Below are 18,012 nucleotides of genomic sequence, written 5' to 3' on the forward strand. Positions count from 1 at the left end.
CGAACTATATTAAATGATTACTGCTTTTTCTACTACTTCTACAAGACGGAAGCGCTTTGTAGCTGAAAGTGGACGAGTTTCCATGATACGTACTACGTCGCCTGCTTTAGCTTCGTTTAGCTCGTCATGAGCTTTTAACTTTTTAGAGTATTTCACGCGTTTACCGTATAAAGAATGCTTTTTATAGGTTTCTACAACAACTGTTACTGTTTTATCCATTTTATCGGATACTACGCGGCCAGTGTAGATTTTGCGTTGGTTGCGTTCGCTCATTCTGCAAACCTCCATTCATTATCGATTAGTGACACCGATCTCTCTTTGACGAACAACTGTTTTCATACGAGCAATCGATTTGCGAACTTCACGGATGCGAGCTGTATTTTCAAGTTGTCCAGTAGCTAACTGGAAACGAAGATTAAATAGTTCTTCTTTAAGAGATTTTAGTTTTTGTTCAATTTCAGCAGTGGTTAGATCTTTGATTTCATTAGCTTTCATTTGTTTCACCACCAATTTCCTCTCTTTTTACAAACTTGCATTTGATTGGAAGTTTGTGTGCTGCAAGGCGCAATGCTTCTCTTGCCACCTCTTCAGATACACCAGAGATTTCAAACAATACTTTGCCCGGTTTAACTACTGCTACCCAACCTTCAGGAGCACCTTTACCGGAACCCATCCGTACTTCAAGCGGCTTAGCTGTGTAAGGTTTGCTTGGGAAAATTTTGATCCAAACTTTTCCTCCACGTTTCATATAACGAGTCATCGCAATACGAGCTGCTTCGATTTGGCGGTTAGTGATCCAGGAAGCTTCTTGAGCTTGAAGTCCAAATTCTCCAAAATGAACTTCAGTGCCGCCCTTAGCCATCCCTCTCATCTTACCGCGGTGTTCACGACGGTATTTTACGCGTTTTGGCAATAACATATTATTTTCCTCCTTCCTCAGATTTCTTCTTAGTAGGAAGAACTTCTCCACGGTAGATCCAAACTTTCACGCCTAGCTTACCGTAAGTAGTATCTGCTTCAGCATGAGCATAATCTATGTCAGCACGAAGTGTGTGAAGTGGAACTGTTCCTTCGCTGTAATGTTCAGCACGAGCAATATCAGCACCGCCAAGACGACCAGAAACTTGAGTTTTGATTCCTTGTGCGCCAGAACGCATAGTACGTTGGATAGCTTGCTTTTGAGCACGACGGAATGAAACACGGTTTTCTAATTGACGAGCGATGTTTTCAGCAACCAATTTTGCGTCAAGATCTGCTCTTTTAATTTCAATGATATTGATATGAACTCTTTTGCCAGTTAACTGGTTCAAAGCTTTACGAAGTGCTTCAACTTCAGTACCGCCCTTACCGATAACCATTCCTGGTTTAGCAGTGTGAACAGATACATTGATACGGTTAGCTGCACGTTCGATTTCAACTTTGGATACAGAAGCATCATTTAAACGTTTCGCGATATACTCACGAACTTTAATGTCTTCATGCAAAAGAACTGCGTAGTCTTTATCAGCGTACCATTTGGATTCCCAATCACGGATGATCCCGATACGCAAACCGACTGGATTTACCTTTTGACCCACAGATTACCCCTCCTTCTTTTCTGATACAACGATTGTAATATGACTAGTACGTTTGTTTATTGCACTCGCACGACCTTGAGCGCGAGGACGGAAACGTTTTAATGTTGGTCCTTCGTTAACGTATGCCTCTGAAACGACTAGGTTATTAATATCCATTTCGTAGTTGTGTTCTGCATTTGCGATAGCAGATTTCAGAATTTTTTCTACGACTGGAGAAGCAGATTTTGGTGTTAAGCGAAGAATCGCCACTGCTTCACCTACTTGTTTTCCTCGAATTAAATCTGCGACTAAACGCACTTTACGAGGAGCAATACGAACTGTTCTAGCGACAGCTTTTGCTTGCATGAGATGCCCTCCTCTCATTAACGTCTTGTTTTCTTGTCATCACTTGCGTGACCTTTATAAGTGCGTGTAGGCGCGAATTCGCCTAGTTTGTGACCTACCATATCTTCTGTTACATAAACCGGCACATGCTTACGACCGTCATAAACAGCGATTGTATGTCCGATGAATTGCGGGAAGATTGTTGAGCGACGAGACCAAGTTTTTACTACCTGTTTCTTGTCAGCTTCATTTAATTTTTCAACTTTTACCAATAAATGATCATCAACAAAAGGCCCTTTTTTTAAGCTACGACCCATGCGAGTACCTCCCTTCGTGACTGTTCTACGGTTCTATATATGAACCGTAGGTCAATCCCGTTATTTTTTACGACGACGTACGATAAATTTATCGGATTTATTTTTCTTCTTACGAGTTTTGAATCCAAGAGTTGGTTTACCCCATGGAGACATTGGTGATTTACGTCCGATTGGAGCTTTACCTTCACCACCACCGTGTGGGTGATCGTTCGGGTTCATTACTGATCCACGAACTGTTGGGCGTTTACCTAACCAACGGTTACGGCCAGCTTTACCAATGTTGATAAGTTCATGTTGTTCATTACCAACTTGACCGATTGTAGCACGGCAAGTAGCAAGAATCATACGAACCTCACCTGAGTTTAAACGTACAAGTACATAACGACCTTCTTTACCAAGTACTTGAGCAGATGTTCCTGCTGAACGGACTAATTGTCCACCTTTTCCTGGTTTAAGTTCGATGTTATGAATTACTGTACCAACTGGGATGTTAATAAGAGGAAGTGCGTTACCCACTTTAATGTCAGCTTCTGGACCTGACATGATTTCCAAACCTACTTCTAGGTTTTTTGGAGCTAGGATATAACGTTTTTCTCCATCAACGTAATTAATTAATGCAATGTTTGCAGAACGATTTGGATCGTACTCAATAGTAGCAACGCGTCCTGGTATACCATCTTTATTCCGTTTGAAATCGATGATACGGTATTGACGCTTGTGGCCGCCACCTTGATGACGAACTGTTAACTTACCTTGGTTATTACGGCCGCCTTTGCTGTGTAAAGGAGCAAGTAATGATTTTTCCGGTTTGTCTGTAGTGATCTCAGCAAAATCGGAAGTTGTCATATTACGTCGACCGTTAGAGGTAGGTTTATACTTCTTAATCGCCATTTGTATTTCCCTCCTTCTCTAATGAATTAAGCCTCGAATAGCTCGATTTCTTTGCTGTCAGCAGTTAATTTAACAATTGCTTTACGGCGCTTGTTAGTATAGCCTGCGTGTTTGCCCATACGTTTGAATTTACCTTTGTAGTTCATGATGTTTACTTTCTCAACTTTAACGCCGAAAATTTCTTGAACAGCATCTTTAACTTGAGTTTTGTTAGCTCTAACATCAACTTCAAAAGTATATTTTTTTTCAGCCATTATGTCTGAAGAGCGTTCAGTGATTACGGGGCGCTTAATGATATCGCGTGCATCCATTATGCAAGCACCTCCTCTACTTTTTCGACAGCTGATTTAGTCAAGATCAATTTGTTGTGTGATACAACATCAAGAACATTAAGACCAACAGCTTCAACTACAGTAACACCAGGGATGTTACGTGCAGAAAGAGCAACTTTCTCATCTAATCCGTCAGTAACGATCAACGTTTTAGTATCAACAGAAAGGTTTTTAAGTACTGCTACAAATTCTTTTGTTTTTGGAGCTTCGAAAGACAAGCTTTCAAGTACCAAAATGTTCTCTTCCAATGCCTTTGCAGACAATGCAGATTTAATAGCTAAACGACGTACCTTTTTAGGTAGCTTGTAAGCGTAAGATCTTGGAGTTGGTCCAAAAACAACGCCACCGCCACGCCATTGTGGAGAACGGATAGAACCTTGACGCGCACGTCCAGTTCCTTTTTGTTTCCAAGGTTTACGTCCACCGCCTGCAACTTCAGAACGGTTTTTAACTTTATGAGTTCCTTGACGTAAGGAAGCTCGTTGCATAATGATTGCTTCAAATAATACATGATTATTAGGTTCGATACCAAAGATGGATTCATTCAGTTCGATGTCGCCAACTTGAGAACCTGTTTGGTTGAACAATGTAACTTTTGGCATTCTATTGCTCCTCCTTTCTCAGAAATTACTTTGCTTTAACAGCAGTTTTAACTTTGATCAATGCTTTTCTAGCACCAGGTACATTACCTTTGATCAATAGTAGGTTACGTTCAACATCAACTTTAACGATAGCTAAGTTTTGAACAGTAATTTGTTCCCCACCCATACGTCCTGGTAATAGTTTACCTTTGAATACGCGGTTTGGAGCTACAGGACCCATTGAACCTGGGCGACGGTGGTAACGAGAACCATGAGTCATCGGTCCGCGAGATTGTCCGTGACGTTTGATAGCGCCTTGGAAACCTTTACCTTTTGAAATTCCTGATACATCTACTAAATCGCCTTCTGCGAAAATACTAACATTGACTTCTTGACCGATCTCATATTCAGTAAGATCCGTTCCGCGGAATTCGCGAATGAAGCGCTTAGGAGTAGTATTTGCTTTTTCAACATGTCCCTTTTCAGGTTTGTTAGAAAGCTTTTCACGTTTGTTTTCAAAACCAACTTGAACTGCTTCATACCCATCAGTTTCAACAGTTTTCTTTTGAAGAACCACGTTATTAGCAGCCTCGATAACTGTTACCGGGATAAGTTCGCCGTTTTCAGCAAAAACTTGAGTCATACCGATTTTTCTTCCTAAGATTCCTTTGGTCATAAGTCACACCTCCTAGAGTAATTGTTCATATTTATATGAATTATAATTTGATTTCAATGTCAACGCCTGATGGTAAATCTAAACGCATCAATGAGTCAACTGTTTGTGGAGTTGGATTAACGATGTCGATTAGACGTTTATGCGTACGCATTTCGAATTGTTCACGAGAATCTTTGTATTTATGAACCGCACGTAGGATCGTGTATACCGATCTTTCAGTAGGTAATGGAATTGGACCAGATACAGCCGCACCAGAACGTTTTGCAGTTTCAACAATTTTCTCAGCAGACTGATCAAGAATTCTGTGATCATATGCTTTTAAACGGATACGAATTTTTTGTTTTGCCATAATTTTCCCTCCTTTTCGCCTATTTTGAAATAGACCTTCTCAATGGAAATTTCCCACACACTCGCCATGGCAAAGCGGCCGGGTGTGTCAGCAACCTTCCATATCATCGCAGTCAAAGACCAACATTGTCTATTATACATAAAGCACAAGTAGAATGCAAGTTAAACTTAGACTTTCTTGTGCAACACACTTTTATTATTATACATACTATCACAAGTATTTACAAGTACATTCTACACGGTCTTTCATATCCATTTTCTTCATTTGGTAAATCCACAACATTTTCTTTGGAATGCACTCAATTTCCAACGGATATTATAGAAGAAAAAATATAAAGTCCTTTAAAATAAAAAAAAGCAGATGGCGTCCCATCTGCTTTTCCCGGAAGGCGTCCCTTCCAATATTGTTTTATGAATCAATTACTCTGTGATTGTAGCAACTACGCCAGCGCCTACAGTACGTCCACCCTCACGGATAGAGAATTTAGTACCTTCTTCGATAGCGATTGGAGCGATAAGTTCTACAGTCATTTCGATGTTGTCTCCAGGCATAACCATTTCTACGCCTTCAGGAAGGTTACAAATACCAGTTACGTCAGTTGTACGGAAGTAGAACTGAGGACGGTAGTTTGTGAAGAATGGAGTGTGACGTCCACCTTCTTCTTTAGAAAGAACATAAACTTCAGCTTTGAACTTTGTGTGTGGAGTGATTGTACCTGGTTTAGCAAGTACTTGTCCACGTTGGATATCTTCACGGGATACACCACGAAGAAGTGCACCGATGTTGTCACCAGCTTCAGCATAGTCAAGAAGTTTACGGAACATTTCAACACCTGTTACAGTTGTTGGTTTAGACTCTTCGTTGAAACCGATGATGTCAACAACGTCACCGACTTTAACTTGTCCACGCTCAACACGACCAGTAGCAACTGTACCACGACCAGTGATAGAGAATACATCCTCAACTGGCATCATGAAAGGTTTTTCAGTGTCACGAGTTGGTTCTGGGATATACTCATCAACAGCTGTCATTAATTCATGAATTTTTTCTTCCCATTCAGCTTCTCCTTGAAGAGCTTTTAGTGCAGATCCTTTGATAACTGGAATGTCATCGCCAGGGAATTCGTATTCAGATAGTAGATCACGGATTTCCATTTCTACTAATTCAAGAAGTTCTTCGTCATCAACCATGTCGCATTTGTTCATGAATACCACTAGGAATGGTACACCTACTTGACGAGAAAGAAGGATGTGCTCACGAGTTTGTGGCATTGGGCCATCAGCAGCAGATACTACTAGGATTCCGCCATCCATTTGTGCAGCACCAGTGATCATGTTTTTAACATAGTCAGCATGTCCTGGGCAGTCAACGTGTGCATAGTGACGAGTAGCTGTTTCGTACTCAACGTGTGCAGTAGAGATTGTGATACCACGTTCTCTTTCTTCTGGAGCACCATCGATTTGGTCATAAGCGCGAGCTTCTGCTCCACCAGTTTTAGCAAGTACAGTTGTGATTGCAGCAGTTAGAGTTGTTTTACCATGGTCAACGTGACCAATTGTTCCAACGTTAACGTGCGGTTTTGAACGATCAAATTTAGCTTTTCCCATTAGGAATTCCTCCTTAAAATTATAAATAAAAGATTAAGTATATAGGGCTGTGAAAGAAGACTAATTCTTCCATCACAGCTTACATAAGATAGTTATACTTTAATAAGAGATGAAAATCAATTATTCACCTTTATTTTTTTTGATGATTTCTTCAGAAATGCTCTTAGGTACTTCTTCATAATGATCGAAGTGCATAGAGAATGTTCCGCGTCCTTGTGTGTTAGAACGTAGAGACGTAGCATATCCGAACATTTCAGATAGTGGAACCATCGCTTTAACCATTTGCGTGTTACCGCGAGCTTCCATACCTTCTACACGACCACGGCGGGATGTGATATCTCCCATGATGTCGCCTAGATAATCTTCAGGAATAACTACTTCTACTTTCATGATTGGCTCAAGGATAACCGGTTTACATTTAGAAGCAGCATTTTTAAGTGCCATTGATGCAGCAATTTTAAATGCCATTTCGTTGGAGTCAACGTCATGGTAAGAACCGTCAAATAATTTTGCTTTGATGTCGACTAGCGGGTAACCAGCAAGTACACCACGGTCAAGTGAATCAACTAATCCAGCTTGTACAGCAGGGATATATTCACGTGGTACTACACCACCGACGATAGCATTTTCAAATTCGAATCCTTTACCTTCTTCGTTTGGACCAAATTCGATCCATACGTGTCCGAATTGTCCACGACCACCTGATTGGCGAACGAATTTACCTTCAACCTTAGCTGAACCACGGAAAGTTTCACGGTATGCTACTTGAGGAGCACCAACGTTTGCTTCCACTTTAAATTCACGACGCATACGGTCAACAAGGATGTCCAAGTGAAGTTCACCCATACCAGCGATAATCGTTTGACCAGTTTCTTGGTCAGTATGCGCACGGAATGTTGGATCTTCATCTTGTAGCTTTTGTAAAGCTTGGCCCATTTTGTCTTGGTCTGCTTTGGATTTTGGTTCAACTGAAAGTGAAATAACTGGCTCTGGGAATACCATAGACTCAAGAATTACTTGGTTCTTGTCGTCACATAGAGTATCACCAGTTGTAGTATCTTTCAATCCTACAGCTGCAGCAATATCTCCTGCGTATACAGTTGATATTTCTTCACGGCTGTTTGCGTGCATTTGAAGGATACGTCCAATACGTTCACGTTTACCTTTAGTTGAGTTGATTACATAAGAACCTGATTCTAATGTACCTGAGTACACACGGAAGAATGTAAGTTTACCAACGTAAGGATCCGTCATTACTTTAAACGCTAAAGCTGAGAACGGTTCAGAATCATCTGAGTGGCGTTCTACTTCGTCTTCTGTATCAGGAAGAGTACCTTTAATAGCTGGTACATCTAACGGAGATGGAAGGAAGTCGATAACGTTATCAAGCATTAATTGAACACCTTTGTTTTTGAAAGCTGATCCACAGATAACTGGGAAGAATTCAACGTTAACGGTTGCTGTACGAATAGCTGCTTTTAATTCAGCAATGCTGATTTCTTCGCCGCCAAGGTATTTTTCCATTAAGTCTTCATTAACTTCTGCTACTGCTTCAATTAACTTTTCACGGTATTCTTCAGCTAATTCCCGATGTTCTTCAGGAATTTCACCAACAGTGATATCAGTTCCTAGATCATTGGCATAGAAATGAGCTTTCATTTCAATAAGGTCAATGATTGCAGAGAATTGATCTTCAGCACCGATTGGTAACTGAACTGGATGAGCATTAGCTTGTAGACGATCGTGGATTGTTCCAACTGAGTAAAGGAAATCCGCACCGATTTTGTCCATTTTATTTACGAATACGACACGCGGTACACCATAAGTTGTAGCTTGGCGCCAAACAGTTTCAGTTTGAGGCTCAACACCTGATTGGGCATCAAGTACAGCTACAGCTCCATCAAGTACACGCAATGAACGTTCAACTTCAACTGTGAAGTCTACGTGTCCTGGTGTATCGATGATGTTTACACGGTGACCTTTCCACTGTGCAGTTGTTGCAGCGGATGTGATCGTGATTCCGCGTTCTTGTTCCTGTTCCATCCAGTCCATTTGTGAAGCACCTTCGTGTGTTTCACCAATTTTATGGATTTTACCAGTATAGTATAGAACACGTTCTGTTGTTGTCGTTTTACCAGCATCGATGTGAGCCATGATACCGATATTACGAGTGTTTGCTAAGGAGAACTCTCTTGCCATTTGTCTTTCTCCTTCCTTCTATAAGGATTTTATAGTGTTTGATCTTACCAGCGATAATGAGCGAATGCTTTGTTAGCTTCAGCCATTTTGTGTGTATCTTCACGTTTCTTAACTGCTGCTCCAGTATTGTTAGCAGCATCCATGATTTCATAAGCTAAACGCTCTTCCATCGTTTTTTCTCCACGAAGGCGAGAGTAGTTTACTAACCAACGAAGTCCTAGAGTCGATTTACGGTCTGGACGCACCTCAACTGGTACTTGGTAGTTAGCTCCACCCACACGGCGTGCTTTTACTTCTAATACAGGCATGATGTTTTTAAGTGCTTGATCGAAAACTTCGATCGGCTCATTGCCAGTACGTTCTTTGATTAAATCAAATGCAGAGTAAAGAATTTTTTGTGATTTACCTCTTTGTCCATCAACCATTAATTTGTTGATTAAGCGAGTCACAAGTTTTGAATTATAAATCGGATCTGGTAATACATCTCTTTTCGTTACAGGTCCTTTACGAGGCATTATATTTCCTCCTTTCAAGAAAGTTTAATTTTTGTTTGAGATTATTTTTTTGCTGCTTTCGGACGCTTAGTACCGTATTTAGAACGGCCTTGCATACGATTGTTAACTCCAGCAGTATCAAGAGCACCACGTACGATATGATAACGTACCCCTGGTAAATCTTTTACACGACCGCCACGGATAAGAACCACGCTGTGTTCTTGTAGGTTGTGACCGATACCTGGGATATAAGCTGTTACCTCGATACCGTTTGTTAAACGTACACGCGCATATTTACGTAACGCGGAGTTTGGTTTTTTCGGTGTCATAGTACCCACACGAGTGCAAACACCACGTTTTTGCGGAGATGATACGTTAGTTTGTGCTTTTTTAAAGCTGTTGTAGCCTTTGTTAAGTGCTGGAGATTTTGATTTAACCTCTTTAGACTCGCGTCCTTTACGCACTAATTGATTAATAGTAGGCATTACATTTTTCCTCCCTTCACGTTTTCATTTCTAGTACCACACATCCAGGTGGTTCATAAATGGGTAAAAACAAAGTCTTTGCAAATATAATTGCAAAAACATTTTTACTTTTTAATGGCAACAGTTGCTGCTCCGACATCAATACCACATGCTTTGCCAAGCATTCTCATCGAATCAACATATGTGATAGGAACATCCAATTCTTTAGCGGTCTCAACGACACGCCCAGTCAAGTATATATCTGCATCATCAGCGATGATAACTTCTTGAATTAAATTGTTTTTAAGAGCTCTAACTGCTTGTTTCGTCCCTATAATCACTGACTTTGCCTGTATTACTTTTTCATAAGACATGGTCCATATCCTCCAAAGTTACAGGGTAACATAGGAGCACCTTTGCTATAGTATCATTAATAGTCGGATACTGTCAACTTCTTTCAAAAAATAATTCTAGCAAAAGGTTTTCCTTACATAATTCCATTACTATTTTCACTATGTCTAAAGTGAATATATTGGTCCTCATACGGCTTCAGTCAGCCATGAGTAATAAGAGAGACCAGCTCAATAAATTCTGAGCCTTCAGCTCCAAGAATCCAGGAGTTCGGTTTTCAGTTTACTTATCGAGCTGGTCCTTTTTCTTTTAGTCCACTGTTACTGTATCGGCACTTTCATCACTTACAACGACCGGGTTTGCTTTTCTGTATCGAAGCATTCCTGTTCCTGCAGGGACTAGTTTACCGATGATGACATTCTCTTTAAGTCCTAGCAATTCATCACGTTTTCCTTTTATTGCTGCATCAGTCAAGACTCTAGTTGTTTCTTGGAATGAAGCGGCGGACAAGAAGGAATCCGTTTCTAGTGATGCTTTTGTGATACCTAGTAGTACAGGGCGTCCTGTAGCTGGTAATTTGTTAGTCAGCAATGCATCAGTGTTTGCTGTAGTAAACTGGTTAACATCCAATAATGTTCCTGGAAGCACTTCAGTTTCACCTGCATCAAGTACACGGACTTTACGCATCATTTGTCTAACCATTACCTCGATGTGTTTATCACCGATTTCAACCCCTTGCATCCGGTATACTTTTTGAACTTCATGAAGCAGGTATTCCTGCACAGTAAGTACATCTGTAACCTTCAGCAACTCTTTCGGATCGATAGAACCCTCTGTCAGCTCTTCACCGCGACGGACAGGAGTATCAACAGTTACTCTTAAGCGCGCTGTGTACGGTGCAGTATATGTGCGTGATTCAACTGCTCCTTGAACAACGATTTCCTGTTGTTTATCCCGAATTTCGTTAATCGAAACGACCGTTCCTTCGATTTCGGAAATGACAGCTTGACCTTTAGGGTTTCTCGCTTCAAATATTTCTTGGATACGAGGAAGACCTTGAGTGATATCGTCTCCAGCAACCCCACCAGTATGGAATGTACGCATCGTTAACTGTGTACCAGGTTCACCGATTGATTGAGCGGCAATAATACCGACTGCTTCGCCCACTTCAACTTCTTGACCCGTAGCCAGGTTGCGTCCATAACATTTTTTACATACACCATGGCTGGTGTTACATGTAAAGGCAGAACGGATCCATGCTGTTTCAATTCCAAGTGATTCAATATAGTTCGCAAGATCTTCAGTAATAAGGTCGTTTTCAGCCACGATTACTTCATTTGTTTCCGGATGTCTGATCGCTTTTCTTGCATAACGGCCAATTAGGCGCTCTTCAAGATGCTCAATTATTTCAGTACCCTCTCTCAAGGCTGAAATTTTCAAGCCGCGGTCCGTTCCACAATCGTCATCACGGATGATGACATCTTGGGCAACGTCAACAAGTCGACGAGTAAGGTAACCGGAATCGGCTGTTTTAAGTGCTGTATCGGCAAGACCTTTACGCGCACCATGTGTGGAGATGAAATACTCCAACACCGTTAAACCTTCACGGAAACTTGATTTGATCGGTAATTCAATGATACGTCCAGCCGGGTTGGCCATCAAACCACGCATACCAGCAAGCTGCGTAAAGTTAGAAGCATTACCACGGGCACCGGAGTCACTCATCATGAAGATCGGGTTGCGTCGGTCCAATGAGTCCATAAGTTTGGACTGGATGGTATCCTTGGCAGCACTCCAAATTGAGATAACACGATCATAACGCTCATCTTCTGTGATTAGACCACGTCTGAATTGTTTTAAGACGTTATCCACTTTTGTTTGAGCCTCAGAGATGATTTCTTGTTTTTCTTTTAAAACGACAATATCAGCCACACCAACGGTAATACCAGCTTTTGTCGAATATTTGAATCCAAGATCTTTCATCCGGTCAAGCATTTTGGATGTCTCAGTAATTTTAAACCGTTTAAAGACCTCCGCAATGATGTTTCCAAGAATTTTTTTCTTGAATGGATCAATAGCAGGCTGAGCCTTAATCAATTCAGGGATATTAGCGCCCTTTTCCACAAAATATTTCTCTGGAGTTTTCGTTTCCAGATTGTATCGTGTTGGTTCGTTAATATACGGGAATGATTTTGGTAAAATTTCATTGAAGATCAATTTACCGACAGTGGTAATTAGAAGTTGGCTGTTTTGCTCTTCAGTGAATGTTTCATTATTTAGTGAAGATGCATGTACGGCACAACGGGAATGCAAGTGTACATATCCGTTTTGGTATGCGAGTAATGCTTCACTTGTATCTTTAAAGATCATACCCTCACCGATAGCGCCTTCTCTTTCCAAAGTTAAGTAATAGTTACCTAATACCATATCTTGAGAAGGTGTAACGACAGGTTTACCATCTTTAGGGTTCAAAATGTTCTGTGCTGCAAGCATAAGCATACGTGCTTCGGCTTGGGCTTCAGAAGACAAAGGAACGTGTACCGCCATTTGGTCACCGTCAAAGTCAGCGTTGTAAGCTGTACACACGAGCGGATGCAAACGAATTGCGCGACCTTCAACCAACGTTGGTTCAAAAGCTTGGATACCAAGTCTATGAAGAGTCGGTGCACGGTTCAATAGTACTGGATGTTCTCTAATTACTTCTTCTAGCACATCCCAAATTTCAGGAGATAAACGTTCAATTTTACGTTTAGCAGATTTGATGTTATGCGCTAAACCTCTTTGAACAAGCTCCTTCATAACGAATGGTTTGAATAATTCAATCGCCATTTCTTTCGGAAGACCGCATTGGTACATCTTTAAGTTTGGTCCGACTACGATAACGGAACGACCAGAATAATCAACACGTTTACCAAGAAGGTTTTGACGGAAACGACCTTGTTTACCTTTTAACATGTGAGATAAAGATTTTAACGGACGGTTACCAGGTCCAGTTACCGGACGGCCGCGACGGCCATTATCGATAAGAGCATCGACAGCTTCTTGCAGCATACGCTTCTCGTTTTGAACGATAATGCTTGGCGCTCCAAGGTCAAGTAATCTTTTCAACCGATTATTACGGTTGATAACACGGCGATATAAATCATTTAAATCAGATGTGGCAAAACGTCCACCATCAAGTTGAACCATAGGACGAAGTTCCGGTGGAATGACCGGAAGCACGTCGAGGATCATCCATGATGGCTCATTTCCGGAGTTACGGAATGCTTCAAGAACTTCCAAGCGTTTGATTGCACGGGTTCTGCGTTGTCCTTGAGCTGTTTTAAGCTCCTCTTTCAACGACTCTACTTCCTTTTCCGTATCAATATCTTGTAAAAGTTTTTTAATAGCTTCCGCACCCATGGCAGCTTGGAACTTCTTACCGTATTTTTCACGGTATGTACGATATTCCTTTTCAGAAAGAAGCTGTTTCTTTTCTAAAGTTGTATCGCCTGTTTCAGTTACTACGTAAGATGCAAAGTAAATAACTTCTTCCAATGCCCGTGGAGACATGTCAAGAACAAGTCCCATACGGCTAGGGATTCCTTTAAAATACCATATGTGTGAAACCGGAGCTGCCAGCTCAATATGACCCATACGCTCACGACGTACCTTAGCACGAGTGACTTCAACGCCACAACGGTCACAGACTACACCTTTATAACGAACACGTTTATATTTTCCACAATGACATTCCCAGTCCTTTTGAGGACCAAAAATTCTCTCACAGAATAAACCGTCTTTTTCTGGCTTTAACGTACGATAGTTGATTGTTTCTGGTTTTTTAACTTCTCCATGGGACCAAGAACGAATCTTGTCTGGTGAAGCAAGACCAATTTTCATATACTCAAAATTATTAACGTCTAACAAGGGGCCTACCTCCCTTTTAATCTCCAGGTTTAACCCTTGATTGCCGTCAAGTATCAGGCAATCATACACCGGATGATGGTTGATTGAATCAATAAGGCTCTAACAAGGCAACATGATCTTCAAAGAAACATCTTGCTGCCAGTCAGAGCGGGTAATATATAACTAGATATGTTTATATTAGATTTTATTCTTTGACAGGTGCCCCTACTTCGGAAGCAACCATATCTTTAGTTTCTGAATCAAGGCTTAACTTGTCTGCTTGGTTGGCTTCTTCTTCATCTTCCAAATCTCGCATTTCGATTTCACGATCTTCGGCATTAAGAATTTTAACATCCAATCCTAAACTTTGAAGTTCCTTAATCAATACTTTGAAGGACTCAGGAACACCTGGTTCAGGGACATTTTCACCTTTGACAATCGCTTCGTACGTTTTAACACGACCAACGACATCATCTGATTTAACGGTTAAGATTTCTTGTAATGTATAAGCAGCACCATAAGCTTCAAGTGCCCATACTTCCATCTCACCAAAACGCTGTCCACCAAATTGCGCTTTACCACCAAGTGGTTGCTGCGTAACAAGGGAGTAAGGTCCAGTTGAACGTGCATGAAGTTTATCGTCGACCATATGTGCCAGTTTGATCATATACATGACACCAACGGATACACGGTTGTCGAATGCTTCACCTGAACGGCCATCATAAAGGACAGTTTTTGCATCACGGGACATCCCGGCTTCTTCAATCGTACCCCAAACATCTTCCTCAGTAGCACCATCAAATACAGGAGATGCTACATGAATGCCAAGTGCGCGTGCAGCCATACCTAAGTGAAGCTCCAACACCTGACCGATGTTCATACGTGAAGGTACACCCAATGGGTTTAACATGATGTCGACTGGAGTGCCATCTGGTAAATAAGGCATATCTTCCTCAGGAAGGATCCTGGAGATTACCCCTTTATTACCATGTCGTCCAGCCATTTTATCGCCTTCATGGATTTTACGTTTTTGTACAATATATACACGTGCAAGTTGGTTTACACCAGGAGGAAGTTCATCGCCATCTTCTCTGTTAAATACTTTAACATCAAGAACGATTCCACCGCCGCCGTGAGGTACACGAAGTGATGTATCTCTTACTTCACGTGCTTTTTCACCGAAGATTGCATGTAATAAACGTTCCTCAGCAGTCAATTCCGTTACACCTTTAGGAGTGACTTTACCAACTAAAAGGTCTCCGTCTTTTACTTCTGCACCAACACGGATAATTCCGCGCTCATCAAGATTACGAAGCGCATCTTCCCCTACATTAGGGATATCACGGGTGATTTCTTCAGGCCCTAATTTTGTATCGCGTGATTCAGATTCATATTCTTCAATATGAATAGAAGTGTACACATCATCTTTAACCAATCGTTCGCTCATGATGATGGCATCTTCATAGTTATATCCATCCCATGTCATGAAGGCAACCAATACGTTACGTCCAAGTGCTAACTCACCTTTTTCCATTGAAGGACCATCAGCAAGAATCTCACCTTTTACAACGTTGTCGCCAACACTTACGATAGGGCGTTGATTATAGCACGTTCCTTGGTTAGAACGAATGAATTTTAATAGACGGTATTTATCAAGATTTCCTTTTACTTGCTGTCCGTCAACTTCACTTACCCTACGTACCCATACTTCACGTGATTCAACGTGCTCTACGATACCAGGGTGTTTACAGATGACAGCAGCACCGGAGTCTTTCGCTGAAACATATTCCATACCCGTTCCGACTCGAGGGGCTTCCGGTTGCAGCAAAGGCACTGCTTGACGTTGCATGTTCGCTCCCATAAGGGCACGGTTGGAGTCATCATTTTCCAAGAAAGGAATACATGCTGTCGCAGCAGATACAACCTGTTTAGGAGATACATCCATGTAATCTACGCGGTCACGCGGAACAACGGTATTTTCACCGCGGAAACGTGCAACAACGTCATTATCAAGGAATGACCCGTCATCTGATAGACGTACATTCGCTTGGGCAACTACATAATTGTCTTCCTCATCAGCTGTTAAGTAATCGATTTGGCTTGTAATTTTGCCTGTTTCGGGATCCACACGGCGATATGGTGTTTCAATGAAGCCATATGGGTTAACCTTAGCAAAACTGGATAATGAGTTAATCAAACCAATATTTGGTCCCTCAGGCGTTTCAATCGGACACATGCGGCCATAGTGGGAATAATGAACGTCACGTACTTCAAAGCCCGCACGCTCACGTGTCAAACCACCAGGTCCCAATGCAGATAGACGACGTTTATGCGTCAATTCAGCCAACGGGTTCGTTTGATCCATGAATTGGGAAAGCTGTGAGCTTCCAAAGAACTCTTTAATTGATGCAATTACTGGGCGAATGTTAATTAGTTGCTGCGGAGTAATTGTATTCGTATCCTGAATAGACATTCTTTCACGAACGACACGCTCCATACGGGATAAACCAATTCTAAATTGGTTTTGCAGCAATTCACCAACGGAACGCAGACGACGGTTACCTAAATGGTCAATGTCATCCGTGATTCCCACACCATGCAATAAGTTAAAGAAATAACTAATGGAAGAAATGATATCAGCTGGAGTAATGTTTTTGACCTGGTCGGTCACATAGGCATTACCGATGATATTGATTACTTTTTCGCCTTCAGCATCATTTGGTGCAAACACTTTAATAGGTTGAAGAAGGGTTTCTTCTTCTACTACACCACCTGATGGATGGAATGTTTTGAATCCGATTCCAGCTTCGATATGAGGCAGGATCCTATCAAGAGTCCGACGATCAAGCATTGTACCTTTTTCCACGATGATTTCTCCTGTTTCAGGATCAATCAAGGTCTCTGCAATACGCTGTCCGAATAAACGGTTCTTAATATGCAGTTTTTTGTTTATTTTATAACGACCTACATTTGCTAAATCATAACGTTTTGGATCAAAAAAGCGGGATACTAAAAGACTTTTCGCGTTATCGACAGTAGGTGGTTCACCTGGGCGTAGACGCTCATAGATTTCTAGCAATGCTTTATCTACACTCTCAGTGTTATCCTTTTCAAGAGTGTTGCGAAGGTATTCGTTGTCTCCAATCAAATCAATGATTTCTTGATCTGTTCCGAATCCAAGGGCACGCATCAATACCGTGATAGGCAATTTCCTGGTGCGATCGATTCGAACATACACAACATCCTTGGCGTCTGTTTCATATTCAAGCCATGCACCACGGTTAGGAATAACGGTCGCAGAGAATCCAAGCTTACCGTTTTTATCCATTTTCCCATTGTAGTAAACACTCGGTGAGCGCACTAATTGGGATACAATTACCCGTTCAGCACCATTGATTACAAATGTACCTGTTTCAGTCATCAGCGGGAAGTCGCCCATAAATACATCCTGGTCTTTCACTTCCCCTGTTTCTTTGTTAACAAGGCGCACTTTCACTCGAAGCGGTGCAGAATACGTAACATCGCGTTCTTTTGTTTCTTCTACAGAATACTTCGGCTCAGCTAAGCTGTAATCGATGAATTCTAACGATAAATTACCTGTAAAATCCTCAATAGGAGAAATATCCTGGAACATTTCCTTTAAACCTACATCTAGAAACCATTGATAAGAAGCTGTTTGAATTTCAATCAGATTCGGAAGATCCAAAACCTCACTGATTCTTGCATAACTTCTACGTTGGCGGTGTCGTCCATACTGAACAAGTTGACCTGTCAACTGATTCACCCCTTAAATCAAGCGTTATAAGGATCCAATTGCCTCGGAAAAGGAATCATTTCCATAGACAAAAAGAAAATGGTTTTTATTTTAAAAACCACTATTTCTCATAAAACGAACTATTATTTATATATTTTTCCCATATTATCCATTGGTTATACACCAATGGTATAAAAATTGCATAGTA

At 41.3% G+C, this 18,012-nt stretch carries 18 protein-coding genes; all 18 read right to left on the minus strand.

The genetic code is table 11. The features are described 5' to 3' along the window. Window positions 1-9: 9 nt before the first annotated feature. Entirely contained in the window at window positions 10-273 is a 264-nt protein-coding gene (gene rpsQ, locus AC1DVK_RS16670) for a 30S ribosomal protein S17 (protein WP_034305007.1), read from the minus strand. A gap of 18 nt (window positions 274-291) precedes the next feature. After that, the gene (gene rpmC, locus AC1DVK_RS16675) at window positions 292-495 is read right to left on the minus strand and encodes a 50S ribosomal protein L29 (protein WP_034305010.1); all 204 of its coding nucleotides are present in this window, start codon (window positions 493-495) and stop codon (window positions 292-294) included. Beyond that, the gene (gene rplP / locus AC1DVK_RS16680) at window positions 485-919 is read right to left on the minus strand and encodes a 50S ribosomal protein L16 (protein WP_053349061.1); all 435 of its coding nucleotides are present in this window, start codon (window positions 917-919) and stop codon (window positions 485-487) included. Before rplP ends, rpmC begins: the two co-directional genes overlap by 11 nt. A 1-nt stretch (window position 920) precedes the next feature. Beyond that, window positions 921-1,577, minus strand: a complete 657-nt coding sequence (gene rpsC, locus AC1DVK_RS16685; protein ID WP_061440385.1) for a 30S ribosomal protein S3 — start codon at window positions 1,575-1,577, stop codon at window positions 921-923. A gap of 3 nt (window positions 1,578-1,580) precedes the next feature. Continuing rightward, window positions 1,581-1,922, minus strand: coding sequence for a 50S ribosomal protein L22 (rplV, locus tag AC1DVK_RS16690; RefSeq protein WP_061440384.1), 342 nt, complete (start codon window positions 1,920-1,922; stop codon window positions 1,581-1,583). Between the two features lie 17 nt (window positions 1,923-1,939). Next, complete coding sequence (gene rpsS / locus AC1DVK_RS16695; RefSeq protein ID WP_034305018.1) at window positions 1,940-2,218, minus strand: 30S ribosomal protein S19; 279 nt, start codon at window positions 2,216-2,218, stop codon at window positions 1,940-1,942. Between the two features lie 60 nt (window positions 2,219-2,278). Then, complete coding sequence (gene rplB, locus AC1DVK_RS16700) at window positions 2,279-3,109, minus strand: 50S ribosomal protein L2 (protein WP_061440383.1); 831 nt, start codon at window positions 3,107-3,109, stop codon at window positions 2,279-2,281. A gap of 26 nt (window positions 3,110-3,135) precedes the next feature. Beyond that, complete coding sequence (rplW, locus tag AC1DVK_RS16705) at window positions 3,136-3,420, minus strand: 50S ribosomal protein L23 (RefSeq protein ID WP_034305023.1); 285 nt, start codon at window positions 3,418-3,420, stop codon at window positions 3,136-3,138. Next, entirely contained in the window at window positions 3,420-4,043 is a 624-nt protein-coding gene (rplD, locus tag AC1DVK_RS16710) for a 50S ribosomal protein L4 (protein ID WP_061141104.1), read from the minus strand. The genes rplW and rplD overlap by 1 nt, the downstream gene beginning before the upstream one ends. Window positions 4,044-4,068: 25 nt before the next feature. Continuing rightward, window positions 4,069-4,698, minus strand: a complete 630-nt coding sequence (gene rplC / locus AC1DVK_RS16715) for a 50S ribosomal protein L3 (protein ID WP_061440382.1) — start codon at window positions 4,696-4,698, stop codon at window positions 4,069-4,071. 40 nt (window positions 4,699-4,738) lie between these two features. Then, window positions 4,739-5,047 (minus strand): 30S ribosomal protein S10, encoded by a 309-nt coding sequence (rpsJ, locus tag AC1DVK_RS16720; RefSeq protein ID WP_019244375.1) that lies wholly within the window; start codon window positions 5,045-5,047, stop codon window positions 4,739-4,741. A 419-nt stretch (window positions 5,048-5,466) separates the two neighbouring features. After that, window positions 5,467-6,654 (minus strand): elongation factor Tu, encoded by a 1,188-nt coding sequence (tuf, locus tag AC1DVK_RS16725; RefSeq protein ID WP_061440381.1) that lies wholly within the window; start codon window positions 6,652-6,654, stop codon window positions 5,467-5,469. A gap of 120 nt (window positions 6,655-6,774) precedes the next feature. Then, window positions 6,775-8,853 (minus strand): elongation factor G, encoded by a 2,079-nt coding sequence (fusA, locus tag AC1DVK_RS16730; protein WP_061440380.1) that lies wholly within the window; start codon window positions 8,851-8,853, stop codon window positions 6,775-6,777. Between the two features lie 44 nt (window positions 8,854-8,897). Beyond that, window positions 8,898-9,368 (minus strand): 30S ribosomal protein S7, encoded by a 471-nt coding sequence (rpsG, locus tag AC1DVK_RS16735; RefSeq protein ID WP_048677878.1) that lies wholly within the window; start codon window positions 9,366-9,368, stop codon window positions 8,898-8,900. A 41-nt stretch (window positions 9,369-9,409) separates the two neighbouring features. Beyond that, the gene (rpsL, locus tag AC1DVK_RS16740; RefSeq protein WP_061440379.1) at window positions 9,410-9,832 is read right to left on the minus strand and encodes a 30S ribosomal protein S12; all 423 of its coding nucleotides are present in this window, start codon (window positions 9,830-9,832) and stop codon (window positions 9,410-9,412) included. A gap of 104 nt (window positions 9,833-9,936) precedes the next feature. Then, on the minus strand, window positions 9,937-10,185 hold the full coding sequence (locus AC1DVK_RS16745) for a 50S ribosomal protein L7ae-like protein (RefSeq protein ID WP_034305040.1): 249 nt from the start codon (window positions 10,183-10,185) through the stop codon (window positions 9,937-9,939). A 286-nt stretch (window positions 10,186-10,471) separates the two neighbouring features. Then, window positions 10,472-14,071, minus strand: a complete 3,600-nt coding sequence (gene rpoC, locus AC1DVK_RS16750; RefSeq protein ID WP_061440378.1) for a DNA-directed RNA polymerase subunit beta' — start codon at window positions 14,069-14,071, stop codon at window positions 10,472-10,474. A gap of 184 nt (window positions 14,072-14,255) precedes the next feature. After that, entirely contained in the window at window positions 14,256-17,825 is a 3,570-nt protein-coding gene (gene rpoB / locus AC1DVK_RS16755) for a DNA-directed RNA polymerase subunit beta (RefSeq protein ID WP_061440377.1), read from the minus strand. Window positions 17,826-18,012: the final 187 nt, after the last annotated feature.

The organism is Peribacillus sp. P4_B1 (assembly GCF_056402395.1).

Bases quoted from the DNA above. Each gene is read 5' to 3' on its own strand.
- rpsQ (WP_034305007.1), bottom strand. From the start codon at position 273: ATGAGCGAACGCAACCAACGCAAAATCTACACTGGCCGCGTAGTATCC.
- rpmC (WP_034305010.1), bottom strand. From the start codon at position 495: ATGAAAGCTAATGAAATCAAAGATCTAACCACTGCTGAAATTGAACAA.
- rplP (WP_053349061.1), bottom strand. From the start codon at position 919: ATGTTATTGCCAAAACGCGTAAAATACCGTCGTGAACACCGCGGTAAG.
- rplV (WP_061440384.1), bottom strand. From the start codon at position 1,922: ATGCAAGCAAAAGCTGTCGCTAGAACAGTTCGTATTGCTCCTCGTAAA.
- rpsS (WP_034305018.1), bottom strand. From the start codon at position 2,218: ATGGGTCGTAGCTTAAAAAAAGGGCCTTTTGTTGATGATCATTTATTG.
- rplB (WP_061440383.1), bottom strand. From the start codon at position 3,109: ATGGCGATTAAGAAGTATAAACCTACCTCTAACGGTCGACGTAATATG.
- rplW (WP_034305023.1), bottom strand. From the start codon at position 3,420: ATGGATGCACGCGATATCATTAAGCGCCCCGTAATCACTGAACGCTCT.
- rplD (WP_061141104.1), bottom strand. From the start codon at position 4,043: ATGCCAAAAGTTACATTGTTCAACCAAACAGGTTCTCAAGTTGGCGAC.
- rplC (WP_061440382.1), bottom strand. From the start codon at position 4,698: ATGACCAAAGGAATCTTAGGAAGAAAAATCGGTATGACTCAAGTTTTT.
- rpsJ (WP_019244375.1), bottom strand. From the start codon at position 5,047: ATGGCAAAACAAAAAATTCGTATCCGTTTAAAAGCATATGATCACAGA.
- tuf (WP_061440381.1), bottom strand. From the start codon at position 6,654: ATGGGAAAAGCTAAATTTGATCGTTCAAAACCGCACGTTAACGTTGGA.
- fusA (WP_061440380.1), bottom strand. From the start codon at position 8,853: ATGGCAAGAGAGTTCTCCTTAGCAAACACTCGTAATATCGGTATCATG.
- rpsG (WP_048677878.1), bottom strand. From the start codon at position 9,368: ATGCCTCGTAAAGGACCTGTAACGAAAAGAGATGTATTACCAGATCCG.
- rpsL (WP_061440379.1), bottom strand. From the start codon at position 9,832: ATGCCTACTATTAATCAATTAGTGCGTAAAGGACGCGAGTCTAAAGAG.
- AC1DVK_RS16745 (WP_034305040.1), bottom strand. From the start codon at position 10,185: ATGTCTTATGAAAAAGTAATACAGGCAAAGTCAGTGATTATAGGGACG.